The organism is Marinobacter sediminum, from assembly GCF_016820575.1.
In the GTDB taxonomy this organism is placed as follows: Bacteria; Pseudomonadota; Gammaproteobacteria; order Pseudomonadales; family Oleiphilaceae; genus Marinobacter; species Marinobacter sediminum.
Window position 1 is genome coordinate 811,661 of sequence record NZ_JAEMQH010000001.1, and the last position, 18,965, is coordinate 830,625.

Annotated in this window: 20 protein-coding genes; 3 read left to right on the plus strand and 17 right to left on the minus strand. The window is 59.7% G+C overall.

All coding sequences use genetic code 11. The features are described 5' to 3' along the window. Positions 1 to 51: 51 nt before the first annotated feature. From FGO67_RS03575 to folE, 8 genes are all read right to left on the minus strand, one after another. On the minus strand, positions 52 to 504 hold the full coding sequence (locus FGO67_RS03575; protein ID WP_203299339.1) for a DUF411 domain-containing protein: 453 nt from the start codon (positions 502 to 504) through the stop codon (positions 52 to 54). 141 nt (positions 505 to 645) lie between these two features. Then, the gene (locus FGO67_RS03580; RefSeq protein ID WP_203299340.1) at positions 646 to 3,228 is read right to left on the minus strand and encodes a heavy metal translocating P-type ATPase; all 2,583 of its coding nucleotides are present in this window, start codon (positions 3,226 to 3,228) and stop codon (positions 646 to 648) included. A gap of 6 nt (positions 3,229 to 3,234) precedes the next feature. After that, on the minus strand, positions 3,235 to 3,681 hold the full coding sequence (locus tag FGO67_RS03585) for a MerR family transcriptional regulator (RefSeq protein ID WP_203299341.1): 447 nt from the start codon (positions 3,679 to 3,681) through the stop codon (positions 3,235 to 3,237). A 218-nt stretch (positions 3,682 to 3,899) separates the two neighbouring features. Continuing rightward, positions 3,900 to 4,214 carry a hypothetical protein gene (locus FGO67_RS03590; protein ID WP_203299342.1) on the minus strand — a complete coding sequence of 105 codons (315 nt, stop codon included), beginning with the start codon at positions 4,212 to 4,214 and terminating at the stop codon, positions 3,900 to 3,902. A gap of 51 nt (positions 4,215 to 4,265) precedes the next feature. After that, entirely contained in the window at positions 4,266 to 6,545 is a 2,280-nt protein-coding gene (locus FGO67_RS03595; RefSeq protein ID WP_203299343.1) for a bifunctional diguanylate cyclase/phosphodiesterase, read from the minus strand. Positions 6,546 to 6,662: 117 nt separating this feature from the next. Next, positions 6,663 to 7,094 carry a CoA-binding protein gene (locus FGO67_RS03600; protein WP_203299344.1) on the minus strand — a complete coding sequence of 144 codons (432 nt, stop codon included), beginning with the start codon at positions 7,092 to 7,094 and terminating at the stop codon, positions 6,663 to 6,665. 22 nt (positions 7,095 to 7,116) lie between these two features. After that, a complete protein-coding gene (gene folX / locus FGO67_RS03605; RefSeq protein WP_203299345.1) occupies positions 7,117 to 7,491 on the minus strand; it encodes a dihydroneopterin triphosphate 2'-epimerase in 375 nt (124 codons plus the stop codon). Positions 7,492 to 7,515: 24 nt separating this feature from the next. Continuing rightward, positions 7,516 to 8,085, minus strand: coding sequence for a GTP cyclohydrolase I FolE (gene folE / locus FGO67_RS03610; RefSeq protein ID WP_203299346.1), 570 nt, complete (start codon positions 8,083 to 8,085; stop codon positions 7,516 to 7,518). Between the two features lie 205 nt (positions 8,086 to 8,290). On the opposite strand from folE, the gene FGO67_RS03615 reads away from it, so the two are divergent. Next, the gene (locus tag FGO67_RS03615; protein ID WP_238942151.1) at positions 8,291 to 9,193 is read left to right on the plus strand and encodes an alpha/beta fold hydrolase; all 903 of its coding nucleotides are present in this window, start codon (positions 8,291 to 8,293) and stop codon (positions 9,191 to 9,193) included. Between the two features lie 13 nt (positions 9,194 to 9,206). Here the strand turns inward: FGO67_RS03615 and FGO67_RS03620 are convergent, their stop codons facing one another. Next, entirely contained in the window at positions 9,207 to 10,265 is a 1,059-nt protein-coding gene (locus FGO67_RS03620) for a GGDEF domain-containing protein (protein WP_238942152.1), read from the minus strand. 180 nt (positions 10,266 to 10,445) lie between these two features. Between FGO67_RS03620 and FGO67_RS03625 the strand changes: the two genes are divergently transcribed. Beyond that, positions 10,446 to 11,528 carry a patatin-like phospholipase family protein gene (locus FGO67_RS03625; RefSeq protein ID WP_203299349.1) on the plus strand — a complete coding sequence of 361 codons (1,083 nt, stop codon included), beginning with the start codon at positions 10,446 to 10,448 and terminating at the stop codon, positions 11,526 to 11,528. Between the two features lie 3 nt (positions 11,529 to 11,531). Here the strand turns inward: FGO67_RS03625 and arsJ are convergent, their stop codons facing one another. Genes arsJ through arsB form a run of 3 tightly spaced genes read right to left on the minus strand, consistent with a single transcriptional unit; the run spans position 11,532 to position 14,803 of the window. After that, positions 11,532 to 12,725, minus strand: a complete 1,194-nt coding sequence (arsJ, locus tag FGO67_RS03630) for an organoarsenical effux MFS transporter ArsJ (protein WP_203299350.1) — start codon at positions 12,723 to 12,725, stop codon at positions 11,532 to 11,534. 1 nt (position 12,726) lies between these two features. Continuing rightward, complete coding sequence (locus FGO67_RS03635) at positions 12,727 to 13,731, minus strand: ArsJ-associated glyceraldehyde-3-phosphate dehydrogenase (RefSeq protein WP_203299351.1); 1,005 nt, start codon at positions 13,729 to 13,731, stop codon at positions 12,727 to 12,729. A 43-nt stretch (positions 13,732 to 13,774) separates the two neighbouring features. Beyond that, on the minus strand, positions 13,775 to 14,803 hold the full coding sequence (gene arsB, locus FGO67_RS03640) for an ACR3 family arsenite efflux transporter (RefSeq protein WP_203299352.1): 1,029 nt from the start codon (positions 14,801 to 14,803) through the stop codon (positions 13,775 to 13,777). 185 nt (positions 14,804 to 14,988) lie between these two features. Between arsB and FGO67_RS03645 the strand changes: the two genes are divergently transcribed. Then, positions 14,989 to 15,237 carry a CDGSH iron-sulfur domain-containing protein gene (locus tag FGO67_RS03645; RefSeq protein WP_203299353.1) on the plus strand — a complete coding sequence of 83 codons (249 nt, stop codon included), beginning with the start codon at positions 14,989 to 14,991 and terminating at the stop codon, positions 15,235 to 15,237. Positions 15,238 to 15,247: 10 nt separating this feature from the next. On the opposite strand, the gene FGO67_RS03650 is transcribed toward FGO67_RS03645, so the two are convergent. The 5 genes from FGO67_RS03650 to FGO67_RS03670 form a co-directional block, all read right to left on the minus strand. After that, the gene (locus tag FGO67_RS03650) at positions 15,248 to 16,252 is read right to left on the minus strand and encodes a PAS domain-containing protein (protein WP_203299354.1); all 1,005 of its coding nucleotides are present in this window, start codon (positions 16,250 to 16,252) and stop codon (positions 15,248 to 15,250) included. A 90-nt stretch (positions 16,253 to 16,342) separates the two neighbouring features. Then, a complete protein-coding gene (locus FGO67_RS03655) occupies positions 16,343 to 17,134 on the minus strand; it encodes a metal ABC transporter permease (protein WP_420844497.1) in 792 nt (263 codons plus the stop codon). A 7-nt stretch (positions 17,135 to 17,141) separates the two neighbouring features. After that, positions 17,142 to 17,933 carry a zinc ABC transporter ATP-binding protein ZnuC gene (znuC, locus tag FGO67_RS03660; protein WP_203299356.1) on the minus strand — a complete coding sequence of 264 codons (792 nt, stop codon included), beginning with the start codon at positions 17,931 to 17,933 and terminating at the stop codon, positions 17,142 to 17,144. After that, positions 17,926 to 18,435 (minus strand): Fur family transcriptional regulator, encoded by a 510-nt coding sequence (locus FGO67_RS03665; protein WP_203299357.1) that lies wholly within the window; start codon positions 18,433 to 18,435, stop codon positions 17,926 to 17,928. Before FGO67_RS03665 ends, znuC begins: the two co-directional genes overlap by 8 nt. A 67-nt stretch (positions 18,436 to 18,502) precedes the next feature. After that, entirely contained in the window at positions 18,503 to 18,964 is a 462-nt protein-coding gene (locus FGO67_RS03670) for a chemotaxis protein CheW (protein WP_203299358.1), read from the minus strand. Position 18,965 lies beyond the last annotated feature (1 nt).

Genomic DNA, 18,965 nt, shown 5'->3' on the forward strand with positions numbered 1-18,965 from the left:
TTTCTTGTTATTCCGCCCCTGAGCTGCACTTTCCAGGCTCTTGTTTCCGGGCTATTGATTGTGCTCGGAAAAGACCTTGGTCTGGCCCCTCTCATTGAACAACAAAACCTTGTAGTGATCCTTTCGGTCACCCATTTCCATGCCAGGTGAGCCCACCGGCATTCCCGGCACCGTCAGCCCCCGGACCTTCGGAGCTTCGGCAATCAGGCGTCGGACATCATCCGCGGGTACATGGCCCTCAATCACGTAATCGCCAATAAAGGCGGTATGGCAGCTCGATAATGACGGCGTCAGCCCCGCCTGCTGCTTGATTGGGTTCAGGTTGTTGGTTTCAGTCACTTCCACCTCAAAGCCATGTTCTTCCAGGTGCTTGACCCAGTCGGTGCAGCAACCACAGGAGGGTGACTTGTAGACATGAATGCTCTGGGCCGCTCCGGCAGCCAGCAGCGGCGTACTGAATCCCAGTGCTGCGGTCAGGGCAAGTCCAAGTGCTTGTGATTTCATGAGAATGTCCTTCTGCAATAGAGCGTTAGTGCTGGCTATGGTCTTGATCAGAGCTTTCGCCGGTTGACGACGATAGCCAGAACCACCAGACAGTTGCGGCCATGAGGGCGATGCCACCAGCGTTGACCATAAAGGTTTCCATCAGTTCCGCACCTCCTGTGAATTCTGATCCGATTGTGTCATTGCCTGCTCGGGGTTCTGGCCTGTCTTAAACAACCGTAACCGGTTGGCATTGGAAACCACGGTCACTGACGACAGCGACATGGCCGCCCCCGCCAGAATCGGACTCATCAGGATGCCCCACACCGGATACAACAGCCCGGCGGCGACCGGAATGCCCAGGCTGTTGTAGATAAAGGCGCCGAACAGGTTCTGGTGAATGTTTTTTACGGTCGCCCGGGATATTTCGATGGCATCCGGCACCCCATGCAGGGAGCCGCGCATCAGGGTAATCCCTGCGCTTTCGATGGCCACATCGGTGCCGGTACCAATGGCAAAGCCGACATCGGCGGCTGCCAGGGCAGGGGCATCGTTAATACCGTCACCCACCATGGCCACGGTATAGCCCTTGCCACGCATGGCGCTGACCACCTCGGCCTTGTCCTCCGGCAGTACTTCCGCCCGGTAGTCGTCAATGCCGGCTTTGGCGGAAATGGCCCTGGCGGTCGCGTCTATATCGCCAGTCACCATCATCACCTTGATACCGGCCGCGTGCAGGCGTTCGATGGCGGCCCTGGAGTCGGCTTTGATGGCGTCGGCAACACCGATAACTCCAATGACGTCGCCACCAAGAGCCAGGAACAGGGGCGTGCCGGCCTCTTCGGTAATGGCCCGGGCCTCCTCATTCAGATCCGGCAGTTCGAGCCCCTCGCTTTCCAGCCAGCGCCGGTTGCCCAGGCGCAGCGCCTGACCCTCGAAGCTGCCCCGGACGCCCTTGCCATTCAGGGCTTCGAAGTCAGTGACCTTCTCGATGACCACGCTCTGTTCACTGGCTCGGGTGACAATGGCCTCAGCCAGCGGGTGTTCGGAATGTTGTTCGAGCCCGGCGGCCAGGCCCAGTAGCCGGCCCTCATCGCCGTCTACCGCATGCACCCGGGTAACGGTCGGGCGACCTTCGGTAATGGTGCCGGTCTTGTCCAGAATCACCAGGTCGAGCTTGCCGGCCGTCTGCAGGGCATCGCCCTGGCGAATCAGGGCCCCATACTCGGCCGCCTTGCCGACACCGACCATCACCGACATGGGCGTGGCAAGCCCGAGGGCACAGGGGCAGGCAATGATCAGCACGGTGGTGGCCGCCACCATCATATGCACCACGGCCGGCTCCGGCCCGACGTTGTACCAAACCAGCGCGGCGGCGACGGCAATCAGCATGACCGTGGGTACAAACACCGAGGAAATCCGGTCAGCCAGCCGACCGATCGCCGGTTTGGAGCCCTGGGCCTTCTTCACCAGTTTGATGATCTGGGCCAGCGCGGTGTCGCTGCCAACACGGGTGGCCTCGTAGATGATGGCGCCGTGGGTGTTCAAGGTGCCGGCGGAAACGGCATCGCCCTCACCCTTGCTGACCGGCATGGGCTCACCGGTGAGCATGCTTTCATCGATCCGGGTGGCGCCCTCGGAGATCACCCCGTCCACCGGCAGCTTCTCGCCCGGACGAACCCGGATGAAGTCGCCTTTGATGACCTCCTCTACCGGGATATCCCGCTCCTCCCCCTCGCGCAGTACGCGGGCGGTTTTTGCCCGCAGGTCCAGCAGCCGCCGGACCGCTTCCGAGGTCTTGCCTTTGGCCCGCAATTCCAGGGCCTGGCCGAGGTTGATCAGGCCAATGATCATGGCCGAGGCCTCGAAATACACGTGCCGCGCCATTTCTGGTAATGCGTCCGGGATGCTGGCGACCACGATGGAATAGAGCCACGCGGTGCCGGTACCCAGGGCAATCAGCGTATCCATGTTGGCGTTATGGTGCCGGAACGCCTTCCAGGCACCGGTGTAGAAATGCCCACCGGTGGTGGCCATCACCAGCAGGGTAAGCACACCCAGCCCGAGCCAGAGGCTCTGGTTGGCCTCGGTTACCATCATAGTGCCGAACCCCATGCCCCAGACCATCAGGCCAACACCAAGGGTCAGACTCACGGCCATCTTGATCAAGAGGGTACGGTAAAGGGTGCGGTCCTCTTCCTGTCGACGCTCGTCGGCCTCATCTTCGTTCTCAATGACCCGGGCGCCGTAGCCGGCGCTCTCTATGGCCCGTACCAGTGCTTGTGGGTCGGCATGGCCGGTGGCGGTGGCGGTATTGTCGGCCAGATTCATGTGCGCCCCCGTCACCCCAGGTACTGACGTCAGCGCCTTTTCAATGGTGCTGACACAGGAAGCGCAGGTGGCCCCGCTCACCGACAGGGCAACCTGATCGCCGTTATCAGTCGAAGCGCCGGAGTCCTGGGCAGTGTCGGCCGGCTGAGCTGATGCCTCCTGGTTCTTGCAGCAACTGGCTGGTTCGGCCTGTGAGATCGGCTGGGCTGGGTACCCGGCTTCAGAAACCCGGCGCGCAGCATCGTCACGGTCAACATGGTCTGGTAGCGCTACGGTCTGCTGCTCCAGATCCACCTCAACCAGGTTCTGATCGCCAGTAATCGGCTCCAACGAGGTCCGAATCCGGTTGGCGCAGCCCTGACAGGTAGCGCCGGAAATGGACAGGGCGGTGTGCAGCGTCTTCGGCTCAGTCACGGTTGTTCACTCCTCGTTTCCGTTCACGGTCGATGGGTTCACCGTGGGCGTGTCGTCCCAATGCTCAATCAGCCGGCAGATGGTGTGGCCATCCGGCGTGCCATCGGGCATGTCCTGCCAGGCACTCAGCGCGGAGGTCATGCGTTGGCGCAGTGCCTTCAGCTCACTGATTTCCCGCTCAACGTCGGCCAGGCGCTGCTCAAAAACCTCGCGCACCATGGGGCAGGGCGAATGATGATCCTCGGCCTGATCCAGAATGGCCCGGATTTCCGGCAGCGAAAACCCAAGCTGCCGGGCCTTGCGCGCAAAACGCAGACGCCGAAGGTCGTCGGCGTCGAACTGCTGGTAGTTGTTGTCCGGATTCCGGCTCGGGTTTAACAGCCCTTCACGGGTGTAGAACCGCACGGTATCCGGATTGACGGCAGCAGCATTTGCGATGTCTTTAACTTTCATTCCTGAACCCTCTGCCTCGGCTGGCGGAGTGGCCGGTTGGGGGTGCGATAGGAAACTGTGCGGAGCCAAGGATGGCGGAGCTCAAGCGCCACAGGGATGTGCTTGAGCGGGTTTCCTATCGCACCCCCAATCGGGCACGGCATGCATAAAAATGCAGCGTATAGGAAACAATAAAACCTGTGAGCAACTCACAGGTCAACGGTTTTTTCGGAGAAGGCTTATTGGCCTTTGGAACGCAGGAAGGTACCGCAGGTCTTACACTGGTCCGGCGCCATTAGCTTGGCTTGCCAGCCGATCTTGTGGCCACAGGCCGGGCAGGCCAGTCTAAGTTGCAGCACAATGATAGGGGCAACGATCGCCGCAAGCAGCAGGCCGAGCGGCCCCCAGCTGGTGCCGCTGGACAGACCCAGCTGACTGCTGAACACCAGGATGATGATCAGGGCCAGAAAGGCGAGAATGAAATAATTGCGGTTCCAGCGCTCCCAGCGCCGGATATCGCGATCCTGTTCTGGAGTCAGGTATTTCGACGTCATAACAACTTACCCGGGGAATGTGACTCTTATGGTGGGGTTGAAGTGACGGGATTACAATTCCGAATTCACGGCAATACCCTTCAACAGCGAACCTTCAGCCATGGCGTTTTCAAGTTCTACGGCGGGAATGGGCCGACTGATCAGATAGCCCTGGGCCACATTGCAGTGATTGTTCTTCAGGAAAGCCAGTTGCTCCTCGGTTTCCACGCCCTCGGCCACCACATCCATCCCCAGATTATGGGCCAGATTGATCACCGCACGGGTAATCACCGCATCGTCGTGACGCTTGGTGACTTCATTGATGAATGACCGATCAATCTTAAGAACGTCGACCGGGAAGTCCCGCAAATACCCGAGAGAAGAATAGCCAACGCCAAAGTCATCAATGGCCAGATGCACACCCAGTTGCTGCAACCGGGACAGCTGATTCAGGTTGCGCTCGATGTTCTGGATAAACACCTCCTCGGTCAGCTCCACCTCCAGGCGTTCGGCAGGCACATTTTCGGACTCCAGCGCCTCGCGAATGTGGTCCACCAGTTCCTCATCATCCAGTTCCCGTCCCGACAGGTTTACTGCAATCCGAAGGTGCTCGTAAGGCGTGTCCTGCCACTGGGCAAGCTGGCGGCAGGCGGCCAAAACCACCCAGCGCCCAATATCGGTTATCCGGCCGCTTTCTTCTGCAAGGGGAATAAAGTCGACAGGAGAAAGCAGGCCACGACGGGGGTGCTGCCAACGAATCAGGGCTTCCACGCTGTTGATTTCACCGCGATCCAGATCCAGCTGGGGCTGGTAGAACAGCACGAATTCATCATTGCGGAGGGCCTGGCTCAGGTCCTTGTCCAGTTCAAGGCGCATGACTTCCCGATCCTGCATGCCCTCAGTGTAAAATTGATAGGCGTTACGGCCCTGATCCTTGGCCCGGTAAAGGGCGATGTCCGCGTTGCGCAACAGGGTATCGGCATCAAGACCACTTTGCGGGTACACGGCAATGCCCATAGTCGCGGTCACGTTGAGGGTTTGTCCCTGCACTTCATAGGGCGCTTCAAAGCACTGCTTGACCGCGCCCAACAGGTGGATGACGTCGTCCACGCTGTCCACCTGCTGCTGACATAACATGAACTCGTCCCCACCGGCATAGGCTACCAGAATTCGCTCGTCGCTCAGTCCATTGAGCCGCTCGGAGATCTTGATCAGCAGTTCGTCACCAAACTGGTGGCCGAGGGAATCGTTGAGCATCTGGAAGCGGTCGAGATCCAGCAATACAAGGGCAACCTGGCGCATCTGTCGGTCGGCAATGCTCAGGGTGTGCGCCAGATCATCCATGAAGAATCGTCGATTGGCGAGCCCTGTCAGGGTGTCGGTGGATTCCAGGCGGGCCACGTCTTGCTGGATAATCTTGCGTTGATCAATCTCCCGGTCCAGCTCAATGCGGGTTTTCAGCAGAGCACGATTACGCTTCAGGATCAGCTGTACCAATAGGGTGGTCAGGCTGGTCAGCAGTCCGAGCAGGGACAGCGAGGCGAAGGTCATGGCGGGCCAGTCACTGCGTTGGTTCTCAACCCACTCGTTGGTGGGGCGCAGGGTGAACGACCAGTTCAGGGTTGGCAGATTGACCGGTTCGGTGTGGGCGAAAATCTCGCTGATGCTGTCCGAGGGCGTCAGCTGATAGGTTCGGTTGTCGCCGGTGATCAGGTCGATCTGGAAGGAGTCGAGGATACGGCTGCTGAGCATTTGCTGCGCCAGCACTTCCATGCGGAAGACACCGGCAATAAAGCCATTGTTGTCTGTGCCGGTGCCGACTGGGGCATAGATTACAAAGCCTTGCCCACCCTGTTTCAAGCTGATGACGCCTGAAATGTCGGGATTGCCGGTTGCGCGGGCCGACTCCAGGTCCTGTCGGCGTTGCTCGGAAAAGGCGACGTTGAACCCAATGACATCCGGGTTGCCTGAAACGGGTTCAAGCCAACGAATAATAAAGTTTCGGTCAATCCATTCCAACGCTTGATAGACGCCGTAATCCTTGAGATAGCGCCTGGCATCGGCATTCCAGACGGACTCGGGGGTTTCCGGCATGACTTCCAGGCGCTCTGCCATGCGCTGGATGGTTTTTACGTGGATGGAGAATTCGCGTTCGAGGCCGGCGGCCATGGCTTCGGCCTGGTGTTCCAGATTGGCCGCGATTTGGCGGTTGTCCTGCTGCTCCAGGCCATGGCGGAGAACCGCAGCCAGCGTGAGAAACACCAGGAATATCAGAACCGGGAAGACGGTACTCAACAGACCTCGCGCGAGGGTTCTGGTGGCTGATGCCGGTTTGTTCACACGTTGCTCCATCGCTGAACCGTTCCGATCCCGGACGTTGGCTCGGGGCAACGATTATGGCAGAGCAATGAAGTGAGTCACAGCCTGGGAATGAAAGCGTGAACGGATTCTCATTTTTCGCTGGTTGGATCACACCGTTACTGGCGGTAGGCCCAGGCGGGGAATTTCCTGTTTGGGGCAGCGATCCATCACCGTGGTCAGGCCGGCGGCCTCGGCCCGAGCCACGCCGGCTTCGTTGATCACGCCAATCTGCAACCACAGTACGGGGATCTTGAGCGTAATGGCCTGATCAATAATGACATCGGTGCGTTCCGGTGCCAGGAACACATCCACCATGTCGACCGGCTCAGGCAGCGACGGCAAATCGGCCACCACGGTTTCACCCAGCAGCTGGCTCCCGGCAATCCGGGGGTTAACGGGCAGCACCCGGTAACCGTGTTGTTGCAGATAGACCATGACCTCGTGGGACGGGCGATTGGTCTTTTCACTGGCGCCGACCAGGGCAATAGTTCGGACATCCTCCAGGATAGCCCGGAGCTGGGCCGGTGAGTCGTGTGGCATGGCTGTTTGCTACCTGGATTGCTTAGCGATGGGCCTCGAGACAGACCGAGACTGATTCGGCATAGCGCAGCGCGTGAGGTTTATCAATTTCCACCTGCGCCCACTGCACTGCGGCGTGTTCCATGACAATGCTCAACACTTCATGAGTCAAGCGTTCGAGCAGGGCAAACCGGTTGCCGTCGACATGGTGAATGATTTGCTTGGTGATGGTGCGGTAATTCAGGGCCGCCGAGATCTCATTCTCGTTGATGGCATCGGTCGCATCGTAGGTCAGGCAGACATTGATCAGCACATCCTGCTGGTTGTTGATCTCCTCTTCCTTGATGCCAATGTAAGCTCGGAGCAGCAGGTCTTTAATACGGACCCGGGCCTGATGGTTGCCGGTTACGTCTGTCATAGCGCCTCCGTTATCCGCTTGGAATCAGCGGTTGTTACCAATGAGGTTCAGGAATTCGGTGCGGGTTGCCTGAGATTTGCGGAACTGGCCCAGCATCATCGAGGTCTTCATCCTGGAATTCTGCTTTTCGACCCCACGCATCATCATGCACATGTGCTGCGCCTCGATAACCACGGCCACGCCCTTGGCGTTGGTGACTTCCTCAATGGCCTCAGCGATTTGCCGGGTCAGGTTTTCCTGGATTTGCAGGCGACGGGCGTACATGTCGACGATACGGGCAAACTTGGACAGTCCCAGTACCCGGCCCTGGGGCAGGTAGGCGATGTGGCATTTGCCGATGAACGGCAACATATGGTGCTCGCACATGCTGTAGAGCTCAATGTCCTGAACCACAACCATTTCATCCATGGCGGATTCGAATACGGCATTGTTTACCAGGTCGGACAGGCTCTGCTGATAGCCCTGGGTGAGAAACTGCATGGCCTTGGCGGCGCGCATGGGTGTGTCTTGCAAACCTTCGCGGCCGGTGTCTTCACCAAGCCCATTAATAATGGCGCTGTAGTGGCCTGCGAGGTCGTCAAGGAGTTTGGTCATAATCGATTCCGGTCTGCTGTGTCGTACGTGGCCCAAAGCTTAAGGCAATTTGTCTGTCATCTCTACGGTTTACGAGGTGTGCCGGGGAAAAGACCACTTCCACATCTGGATTGGCTGAAACGAGGCCCCGGCTATGGCAGCCGGAGCCCGATTGTTTTACAGTTTGGGGCTGAAATATCGCCGGGGAAAAAGGATGGAGCAGGTGATGGCGGATGCCCGAAAGGCTGTGCCCAGGCACGATGAGGGCACCCTCGAGGGGTGGCAGCAGGGAGGCAAGTGGTTCAAGTACGAGGGCAATGCCATTTTCAGCCGTATGGCCGGTCAGGGCGAGCCCCTGGTTTTACTGCACGGCTTTCCCACTGCCAGTTGGGACTGGAGCCGGGTATGGCCCATGCTGACCCAGCAATACAGTGTCCTGACCCTGGACCTGCTGGGCTTTGGATTCTCCGACAAGCCCGTCAATTACCCCTACAGCATTGAGGATCAGGCCGACCTTGTTCAGGGCTGGATAGAGGGGCTTGGACTCAGCTCTGTGCATCTGTTCGCCCACGACTACGGTTGCAGTGTGACCCAGGAGTTGCTGGCGCGGGAACAGGAAGGCGCACTGCCGTTTGCCATTGCCAGTGTCTGTTTCCTGAATGGCGCCCTTTTCCCGGAAGTGCATCACCCGCTGCTTATTCAGAAACTCCTGCGCAGCCCTCTGGGTGGTTTGATCAGCCGCGGTCTGACTCGCCGGAGTTTTGAACGGAGTTTCCGACGCCTGTTTGGCAGCCAGAATCCGCCCGACCAGAGTGACATGGAGGACTTCTGGCATCTGCTGACCTACAACAATGGCCGTGGCATCCTGCACAACTTGATTCATTTCATGGAAGAGCGGCGTTGCCACCGCAACCGCTGGGTACGCGCCCTGCAAAACGCCAGCCAGCCAATGCGGCTAATTTCGGGCACTGCGGATCCGGTCTCCGGAGCGGCCATGGCGCGGCGCTATCGCGAGCTTATTGCCGATCCGGATGTCGTCAGTCTGAGGAATATCGGGCACTACCCTCATTTTGAATGCCCTTGGGATGTCTTCGGGGCCTACCGGGAATTTCGCAAGCGGGTGAGTTGAGCCCCTTACTCGGTCAGGTTGCCGCTGAATTCTGTGTGTGTCGGGCCACATGTGCGGATGGTCGTTGTGCGTTCACCACCTGGTTGCGGCCCCGGGATTTCGCCAGGTACAGGGCCTGGTCGGCCCGATTCAGCCAGACTGACCAGGTTTCACCCTGGCTTACTTCAGCCACGCTGGCACTGGCGGTTAGCTTGATGTCATTCATGAACGGACGCGCGCTGATGCTGGCCAAAAGCTCATGGGCCAGGGTGTCGGCGTCCCGCTGCCGGGTCTCGGGCAGCACGATCATGAATTCCTCGCCCCCGATCCGAAACAGCTGGTCGCTGTCCCTGAGCCGTTTACGCAGCCGCGTCGCCATTTCTTGAAGTATCTGATCGCCCGCCTGGTGTCCCCACCGATCGTTAATGGCCTTGAAGAAGTCCAGATCCAGTAGCACCAGGCTAGATACCCGCTCGTATCGCTCCCGCATCTGGATTCGCGTGTTCAGAATGTCGGCCAGTTGGGACCGGTTCAGACAGCCGGTCAGTGGGTCAGTGGTGGCGAGCCATGTCAGTTCTTGCTGAAGTTTGCCGACCAGCCAGGCAAAAACCATGGCGAAGGTGCAGGTCAGTCCCAGGGATACGGTGACGCGCCAGAATTCGGCCTCTGGTAGGTAGGAAAAAGTAATCAAGGCCATCACGGTAATGAACACGATATTGCTGGCGATGGCTTCGCGGAGCGGGAGCAGGAAAAACAGGGCAGTGGCCGCCGGATAGGCCCAATACAAACCCGAATGGCCGTTAATCACAGTGGAGTAGCCTGCGGCAACCACAGCAAGGAGCGGAAAAAGTCGGCCCTTCAGGAAGTAAGTATTGCGAAATCGGAGGAAGCCGATGACCAGCAGCGCGTTTAGACAGAACAGCACCAGAAGGGCGGACAGCAGGTGATGCTCCTTCTGCCATTGCACCCAGATCAGCGGTGCGATCGCAATAAACGCCCAAAAATGCAGGTGATACATCAGTTGCCGCTTGAAACCGAGGACGGCAAGCGCCGGGTTTCTGGCAAGCTGGTCAGGTGGGGAAAAAACGTTCAAAGCTTGCTCCTGCTGCCTAGAGAGTTCCCGAAGCTTCCGATGATGATCTTGGCAAAGGATACCATGAAGTTTGCGGCAAAAAAGCAAGCAGTGTACTTTTAGGCGACACATGGATAGAGCCAGTTGGCCGCTGCCCCGTTGCTTCGTTAAACTGCGCGCACTGACCACAGGGAATACATCATGACTGCTATCCACACCCGGCCGCCAGCATTAACCATTCGCGCCGGTCGCCGCGCCTTGCAGCGCCTGAAAGACAAACCGCTGAGCCCAGAAGACGTGCACGTGGTGCCCGGGGCCGCCGGCGGCCCCAAGGCGCTGGGGCTCAGCGGCCTGGACAAAGCGATCTTCGGCGACTGGCTGCCCCGGGTGCCCCAGGAACGCTCGTTGATTGGTTCGTCCATTGGCAGCTGGCGCTTTGCTGCCGTCGCTTCCTCCGACGATCCCAAGGCTCAGCTGGCGAAACTGGCGGAGCTGTACACTTCCCAGCGGTTTGCCAAGGGCGTCAGCGCGGCAGAAGTCAGTCGCAAGAGTGTGTTGTTCCTGGAAACGCTGCTGGCCGGTTGTGAGGATTACATCCTCAACCATCCCTGGTATCGGTTGAACGTCGTAGTGGTTCGCAGTCTGGGCATGCTCGAGCACGATACCCGGGGCCGGCTCAGTCTGGGGCTGATGAACGCCATCAGTGCCAACATGGTCAGCCGCCGTCACCTGGGCCGGTTCATGGAGCGGGGAATTCTGCACGACGCTCGGCTCAAGGCGCCGGTCTCCAAGCTGATTGATTTCCCGAGCCACGAAGTGACCCTGACCCGTGACAACCTGTTGCCGGCCCTGTTGGCGTCGGCGTCTATCCCCATGGTGATGTCCGGGGTTCGCAATATTCCGGGCGCACCGGAGGGCGTGTATCGGGACGGCGGACTGCTGGACTATCACCTGGATCTGCCCTATGAGCAGCCCGGAGTGATTCTGTACCCGCACTTCACCGATAAGGTGGTGCCGGGCTGGTTTGACAAGACGCTACCCTGGCGCCGTGGCGATGCCACCCGGCTGCAGGACGTGGTATTGGTGGCGCCGTCGAAGGAATACCTGGATACCCTCCCGGACCGCAAGCTGCCGGACCGGAAGGATTTCGAGACTTACGTGAATAATGACCAGGGCCGGGAGCGGGCCTGGCGCAAGGCGATTGCCGAAAGCGACCGCCTGGGTGATGAGTTCATGGAACTGACCGAAACCGGCAAGCTGACCGAGGTGCTGCGCCCGCTCTGAGCCTCAGGCCGAGACCGGGCGCCGTTCCGGTAGACCGGTCGTGATCAGCGCAGCCAGGGCGATCAGCGCGGCGGACAGCCACAGGCAGGCCTCAAGGCCATAAACCTGGTAGACCCAGCCCGACAGCACCGTGCCCAGCAGGCGGCCGGCGGCGTTGGACATGTAATAGAAGCCAACGTCCAGGGAGACACCATCGCCGCGAGCATAGCTGACGATCAAGTAGCTGTGCAGGGACGAGTTGATGGCGAACAGCACACCGAACAGCAGCAGCCCGCCAACGACCGCCACCTGCGGTGATACTCCGGTGATCAGCCCCAGGGCAATGGCCGCCGGAACCACCGCCAGTAGCGCGGCCCAGAGCACCGCCGGCAGGCGCCCCGCCTGATCGCCGGTGATGCGTGGTGCCAGGGTCTGCACGATACCGTAGCCAATGACCCAGCTGGCCATGAAACCACCCACCTGCCAGAAATCCCAGCCGAACACCGTGTGCAGGTAAACTGGTAGGGCCACCACGAACCAGACGTCCCGGGCGCCGAACAGGAATAGCCGGGCACCCGAGAGCAGGTTGATCGGACGGCTCTTGGACAAGATGTCGGTGAACTTGGGCTTGGCCTTGCTCTTGCCAAGCTCCTGCTGCAACAGCACCAGACTGGACAGCCAGATCAGCACCAGCACCGAGGCCATGGCAATAACGGCACCCTGGAACCCGATCGCCATCAACAGCACTCCGCCCAGAAAGAAGCCCACGCCTTTGAGGGTATTCTTGGAGCCGGTCAGGAGTGCCACCCAGCGATAGAGCTTGCCTTGCTCGGCATCTGAGACCAGCAGTTTGATGCCACTCTTGGCCGACATCTTGTTCAGGTCCTTGGCGATACCGGACAGCGCTTGGGCCGCCATGACCCAGGGTACTGTTAAGGCGGCGGCTGGCACGGCCAGCATCGCCAGCGCAACTATCTGCAGCAACAGGCCCAGATTCATGGTGCGATTGAGGCCCATGCGCGCGCCCAGGTAGCCGCCGAGCAGATTGGTGACCACCCCGAAAAACTCATAGAAGACAAAGAGCAGGGCAATTTCCAGCGGTGAGTAGCCGAGCTGGTGGAAATGTAGCACCACCAGCATTCTCAGGGCGCCGTCGGTCAGGGTAAAGGTCCAGTAATTTCCGGTAATGACCAGGTACTGTCGGATGGCGGTCGTCATCTCAGGCAGTGCCCACCTTGCGCACAAGTTCGGCGGTCCGGTTGGCGTAGCCCCATTCATTGTCGTACCAGGCATAGAGTTTTACCTGGGTTCCATTGACCACCATCGTCGACAGCGCATCAATGATCGAGGAGCGGGGGTCGGTACGGTAGTCGATGGACACCAGTGGCCGTTCCTCGTAGCCCAGAATCCCGTTCAGTTCGCCTTCGGCGGCTTCTTTCAGCAACCGGTTGACGGTGTCCCGGTCCGTTGGCGTGTCAACTTCGAACACGCAGTCGGTCAGAGAAGCGTTGGTGAGGGGGACACGGACCGCGTGCCCGTCCAGCCGGTCCTTCAGTTCCGGAAAGATCTCGATGATGGCGGTGGCGGAGCCGGTAGTGGTTGGAATCAGTGAGCTGCCGCAGGCCCGGGCCCGGCGCAGGTCTTTGTGAGGGGCGTCGATGATGGTCTGGGTGTTGGTCAGGCTGTGAATGGTGGTGATAGAGCCGTGCTTGATGCCCAGTTGTTCGTGAATCACCTTGACCACCGGCGCCAGGCAGTTGGTGGTGCAGGACGCGGCGGTGACGATGCGATCGGTGGACGGATCAAACAGGTCATCGTTCACCCCCATAACCAGATTCTTGGCGCCCGCTTCCTTCACCGGTGCCGTGACTACTACCCGTTTGACGCCCTGATTCAGGTAGTCCTGCAGAACATCGACTTTCTTCATCACACCACTGGCTTCGATGACCACGTCACAGCCGGACCAGTCGGTCTCGGCGATGGTGCGGTTGTGAGTCACCCGGATACGTCGGTCGTCGATCACTATATGAGTGCCGTCGACGCCGGCGTCCCGATCCCAGCGGCCATGGATACTGTCGAAGGTGAGCAGGTGAGCCAGGGTTCCGGCATCTGCCCCCGGATCGTTAATGGCCACAAACTCAACGTCTGGCCAGTCCCAGGCGGCACGCAACGCCAGCCTGCCAATTCGACCAAAGCCGTTAATGCCTACTTTGATGGTGCTCATGTTCAGTGCCTCCTAAATAGCGCTGGGCCAGGGTTTTCGTTGGTCAGGAAGAGGTTGGCTTTGGAAACCAGTGTCGGGTCCGGTTAGCGAAGGCCACCAGCGACAGCATAACCGGAACCTCCACCAGAACGCCGACCACGGTCGCCAGGGCCGCGCCCGAGGTCAGCCCAAACAGGCTAATGGCGACCGCAACCGCCAATTCAAAGAAATTTGACGTTCCGATCAGCCCGGCCGGCGCCGCTATGTCGTGCGGCAGCCGCATTTTACGGGCGGCCAGATAGGCAATGATGAAAATACCGTAGCTCTGGATCAGCAGCGGTATCGCGATCAGCCCAATGGCGACCGGGTTGTCGAGGATGCGTTCGGCCTGAAGCCCGAACAGCAGGGCGACGGTCGCCAGCAACCCGAGCACGGTGGTCGGTTTGCTGTGGTGCAGCCAGTCTTCCAGCCGCTGCTTGCCCTGCCTTAAAAGATAGCGTCGGGTCAGGACGCCGGCAATGAGGGGGGCGACTACGTACAGAAGAACCGACAGCAACAGCGTCTGCCAGGGTACGGTGATGGAAGACAGGCCCAAGAGCAACGCGGCAATCGGCGCAAAGGCAAAGATCATGATGATGTCGTTCACCGACACCTGCACCAGGGTATAGGCAGCGTTGCCCCGGGTCAGCTGGCTCCATACGAACACCATGGCGGTGCAGGGTGCGACCCCAAGCAGAATCATACCGGCGATGTATTCGGTGGCGGTGGCCGGATCAATCATCCCCGCGAACAACACCTTGAAGAACAGCCAGCCGAGGGCGGCCATGGTGAAGGGTTTGATCAGCCAGTTCACCACCAGTGTCAGCACCAGCCCGCGCGGCTCGCGGCCCACCTGCCGGATCGCCGAAAAGTCGATCTGGACCATCATCGGGTAGATCATCGCCCAGATGAACACGGCAACAACCAAGTTCACGTGTGCGTAGGTCAGGTTGGCTATGACCTCGTAGACGCCCGGAAACAGGCTGCCGGTGGTCATGCCCAGAACAATGGCCAGGCCAACCCAGACACTGAGGTAACGTTCGAACAGGCCCATTACGCGCCATCCGTGTTGCTTGGGCGGGTTCTCTGGTAGCTTGCTTCAGCGCTCATTTATATCCTTAAAATCGCATATGCTAAAAAGTGAATATACGATAACCGGCAATGACTGCCCAGGCAAGTGCCTTTCTGGAATTGTCTATACTGCCTCTACCTGAGGGCAAGATTGTTACCGGAGGTGGTATGAGTGATGACAAGGCGCTGGTTGCCAGTAAGACACCCTATTCCGTGCTGGTTGAGGCGGGCAAAAACTACCTGTGGTGCGCCTGTGGCCGCAGCCAAAGCCAGCCGTTTTGCGATGGCTCCCACAAGGGCACTGGGTTCAGCCCAGTAAAATTCACCGCGGAAAAAAAGGCGTGGGTCTGGTTCTGCGGTTGCAAGCAGACCGGTTCAGCGCCTTTGTGCGATGGCACCCACAAGACCCTGACTTAGGGAATTCATGCTAGGGGTGGGGCACGGCGCTGAGGCGGAAGCCGCTCAGGCCATGCACCGGATCGGTCAGTGCCAAAATCCGGAGGGTGACCTCGACGGTGCTCTCGCCGTCGCCGTGATGCAGCGGCACGTCAATGCGTTCGATGGATTGATCGGCGCGAGCGGCGTTCAATGCCCGTCTAAAATTCTCTCGGCAGTTTGCCACCATCAGTTTTTCAAAGGGTTGGCCGGCGAGATCGGCCGGTGCCCGTTCCAGAAAATCAGCGAGTTGCGGCGAAATAAAACCAATGTGGCCGGTTTCGTCGAGTTCACCAATGATCGCTCCGGACAGTGCCACCAGATCTCGGCTGCGTTGCTCACTGTCATCAAGAGCCCGGCGCAGGATGGTCTTCTCGACCTGTAGGTTGTTCACTTGCTGGTCAAAGCCCGCTTCCCGAAGCTCCATTTCCCAGATCTGTTTCGCCTTGGTATGCAGTCGGCCGCATTGCACCAACGCCAACACCGTTGCCACCAGGGTCAGGCAGCCGCCAGCCAGCCAGACGTTTCTGAGTGCGGTATTGGAGGCCTGCTCAAGGAGCGCCCGGGCTGGCACCGTGGTCAGCATCCAGCTGAAATTCTTCGAACTGATTTCGGTACGCAGAGCCAGGGTGGGGTCAATGGGGCCTTGGGTTCGAATCTCGAACAGTGGGCGCTTGGTGTGTCTTGCCAGGGTATCAACTCGGATACCGAGGTTGGGCGTTAGCGCATTGCTGAATACCGCTTGTAGCCAGTCCCGGGTTGCGCGCTGCGCTAAAGTATCGTCGCTGACCTGGCCCGGGGCTCTGGCGAGCAACAGATTAACCAGGGCCTGGTGTTCGGCCTGGTAGTGGGCCTCGGCCAGTTGGCGGGCCCGGTGTGATTCCTGATGGGCAGTAAACGCGGTGGAGGCTACGCCGACGATTAGAATAACCAATGGCACCCACAGGCCTGGCCAAAGGCGGGGCCGACTGGTTGGGTGAGTCGATGTGCTGTCCATGCGCGTCTTCCCGAGTCATGGCGGTGGAGTGCCATACTCACTTAGTAGTGTCCCTTCACTTTAGACCAGTCATTGGTAGCTGGGAAATTCTCAAATCCGGGCTTTGCCGGCGGTGCCGTAAACCAGCAGGAAGGTCAGAAACGCGGTCACTACCGCGGAAGGGCCGGCCGGCGTGTCCAGGTACCAGGACAGGCTCAAGCCTCCGGTAACCGCGACGAAACCGAACATCATCGCCAGACCGACCATGTGCTCCGGACCGTGGGCCAGTCGTCGGGCGGTGGCAGCAGGAATGATCAGCAGAGCCGTAATCAGCAGGACACCCACGATTTTCATCGCCACCGCGATGACCACGGAAAACATCAGGACCAGGACCAGGCGCAGACGCTCCACCGGCAGGCCTTCCACCCGGGCCAGTTCCGGGTGAATGGTGCTCATCAGCAGACCATGCCAGAGCGTGGCCAGCAGGGTCAGGATCACTGCGGCACCGCCATAGATCCAGAACAGGTCGGCACGGCTCATGGCGAGCAGATCGCCAAACAACAGGCCGGTGAGATCCACCCGGACGTCAGGCATGAAACTGAGTGTGACCAGACCTATGGCAAGGGCGCTGTGGGCGAGGATGCCGAGCAAGGTGTCGGTGGCGAGGGCGCGGGTTCGGGAAAACAGCACCAGGGCGATGGCCAGCACCATGCAGGTCAGTACCACGCCAACGTGCAGCGGCACGCTGATCAGGAAGCTCAGGGCAATACCGAGCAAGGCCGAGTGTGCCAGGGTATCGCCGAAGTAGGCCATCCGGCGCCAGACCACGAAGCAGCCCAGGGGCCCGGCTACCAGGGCCACGCCCAGGCCGCCGATCAGCGCCCGCCAGAAAAAGTCGTTCAGCACGGCGTCAATGATGGGCATGGCCGGAGCACTCCTGATGGTCGATAACGGACGAACTCGGTTCGCTTTCCACCACGTCGCCGTGGAGATCATGGCGGTGGTTGTGGTGGTGATGGTAAACCGCGAGGGATTCCGCCACCCGAGGGCCGAAGGTTTCGATGAAAGCCGGATCGTGGGAAATATCGGCCGGGTGGCCGCTGCAGCAGATGTGCTGGTTCAGGCAGATGACCTTATCGGTGGCGGCCATGACCAAGTGCAGGTCGTGGGAGATCATAATGATGCCGCAGTTGAGTTCGTCACGAAGCTGGCGGATCAGTTCGTACAGCGCGGCCTGGCCATTGATGTCGACGCCCTGGGCCGGTTCGTCCAGTACCAACAGGTCAGGTTCCCGGACCAGGGCCCGAGCCAGCAACAGCCGTTGCTTCTCACCACCGGACAGGTGATGCACAGAGGCATCCAACAGGTGGCCAACGCCGGTTTTCTCCAAGGCTGCCTGGCATTCTGGCAGCGTCCGCCCGGTCAGCATCATGAAGCGTTTGACGCTCAGGGGTAGGGTCGATTCCAGGGCAAGATGCTGGGGGACGTAGCCGATCACCAGTTTGCGGGACAGGGTGACTTCACCACTGGAGGCTTTCTGAAGGCCCAGTATGGCCCTTATCAGGGTGGTTTTCCCGGCGCCGTTAGGACCAATAATGGTAATGATATCGCCCCGGTGCACGGTCAGGTTGACGCGATCGACCACCAGTCGGTCGTCAAATTCCACCGTGACCTGGTTCAGGGTTGCCAGTAATTCACTCATTGCCCGGCGCTCCTGTTTCGTCTTGTTCGCTTTGGCAGCGCGGGCATAGACCGGCGATCTCCAGGGTGACGTCATCCAGTGCGAAGGATTCGGCTTCAGCGGCGACCTTGATGGCCCCGGATACCGACGGCGCGGTCAATTCCAGAACGTTGCCGCAGCCCTGGCAGATCAGAAACATACCGGTGTGGTGTTCACCCGTGTGGGTGCAGCCAATAAAGGCGTTGAGTGAGGCAATGCGATGGACCAGGCCATTCTGCTGCAGAAAATCCAGCGCCCGGTAAACCGTTGGCGGTGCGGCGTTGTGACCGTCGTCGGACAGCTGGGCCAGGACATCGTAGGCCCCCAGCGGCTTGTGGGATTGCCAGATCAGCTCCAGCACCCGCTCCCGTGTGGGCGTCAGGCGAACGTTACGATCCTGGCAGATGGTGCGGGCGTCAGTGAGCGCCTGGGTGACACAGGTATCGTGGTTGTGCGGGCGATAGGGCAGTGCGCGGGCAGACATAGCGGGAATCCGGAAAAGTTTGCAACATTATAACATTTCCGAAAATCCCCGCCATGGTACAGCAGGCTCAGGGGCGAGATTCGTTGGCCAGACCTTCGAGGTATTCCAGGTTGGGGATCCAGGCGTTGTCGCCGTCGACCTCGACCTGCATCAGATCGGCCGGTCCGGCTTCGCCGTCCAGTTGTTTGATCTGGCTGTCAGTGAGGCGGGCCTGGCTGGGAATACCCTGGGTGACCAGGGCAATGAACGGAAGCCGCTGGTGGTGCTCGCCGATGGTGTTAAGCACCACAATGCGTCCCCGATTGGCGCCGGGAACACTGAGGCTGCCGCCATTGGCGGCGTCGTAGGAAATCACCGGTAGTTGCAAACCGCGCCAGTCCAGAAAGCCTACCAGCCATTCCGGCGTGTCGGTCCCTGCGGAGGAACTGGCGTAATCCACCACCTCGGCAATGGAGACGTTCGGAAGTAACAGTTGCCGCTCGCCCATGGGGATCATAACGCAGGAGAGTGTCTGGCTGTTGTCGTTCATT

Excerpts from the sequence above, each read along its gene's own strand:
- FGO67_RS03575 (WP_203299339.1), bottom strand. The coding sequence starts at position 504 with ATGAAATCACAAGCACTTGGACTTGCCCTGACCGCAGCACTGGGATTC.
- FGO67_RS03585 (WP_203299341.1), bottom strand. The coding sequence starts at position 3,681 with ATGAAAGTTAAAGACATCGCAAATGCTGCTGCCGTCAATCCGGATACC.
- FGO67_RS03590 (WP_203299342.1), bottom strand. The coding sequence starts at position 4,214 with ATGACGTCGAAATACCTGACTCCAGAACAGGATCGCGATATCCGGCGC.
- FGO67_RS03595 (WP_203299343.1), bottom strand. The coding sequence starts at position 6,545 with ATGGAGCAACGTGTGAACAAACCGGCATCAGCCACCAGAACCCTCGCG.
- FGO67_RS03600 (WP_203299344.1), bottom strand. The coding sequence starts at position 7,094 with ATGCCACACGACTCACCGGCCCAGCTCCGGGCTATCCTGGAGGATGTC.
- folX (WP_203299345.1), bottom strand. The coding sequence starts at position 7,491 with ATGACAGACGTAACCGGCAACCATCAGGCCCGGGTCCGTATTAAAGAC.
- folE (WP_203299346.1), bottom strand. The coding sequence starts at position 8,085 with ATGACCAAACTCCTTGACGACCTCGCAGGCCACTACAGCGCCATTATT.
- FGO67_RS03615 (WP_238942151.1), top strand. The coding sequence starts at position 8,291 with ATGGCGGATGCCCGAAAGGCTGTGCCCAGGCACGATGAGGGCACCCTC.
- FGO67_RS03625 (WP_203299349.1), top strand. The coding sequence starts at position 10,446 with ATGACTGCTATCCACACCCGGCCGCCAGCATTAACCATTCGCGCCGGT.
- arsJ (WP_203299350.1), bottom strand. The coding sequence starts at position 12,725 with ATGACGACCGCCATCCGACAGTACCTGGTCATTACCGGAAATTACTGG.
- FGO67_RS03635 (WP_203299351.1), bottom strand. The coding sequence starts at position 13,731 with ATGAGCACCATCAAAGTAGGCATTAACGGCTTTGGTCGAATTGGCAGG.
- arsB (WP_203299352.1), bottom strand. The coding sequence starts at position 14,803 with ATGGGCCTGTTCGAACGTTACCTCAGTGTCTGGGTTGGCCTGGCCATT.
- FGO67_RS03645 (WP_203299353.1), top strand. The coding sequence starts at position 14,989 with ATGAGTGATGACAAGGCGCTGGTTGCCAGTAAGACACCCTATTCCGTG.
- FGO67_RS03650 (WP_203299354.1), bottom strand. The coding sequence starts at position 16,252 with ATGGACAGCACATCGACTCACCCAACCAGTCGGCCCCGCCTTTGGCCA.
- znuC (WP_203299356.1), bottom strand. The coding sequence starts at position 17,933 with ATGAGTGAATTACTGGCAACCCTGAACCAGGTCACGGTGGAATTTGAC.
- FGO67_RS03665 (WP_203299357.1), bottom strand. The coding sequence starts at position 18,435 with ATGTCTGCCCGCGCACTGCCCTATCGCCCGCACAACCACGATACCTGT.
- FGO67_RS03670 (WP_203299358.1), bottom strand. The coding sequence starts at position 18,964 with ATGAACGACAACAGCCAGACACTCTCCTGCGTTATGATCCCCATGGGC.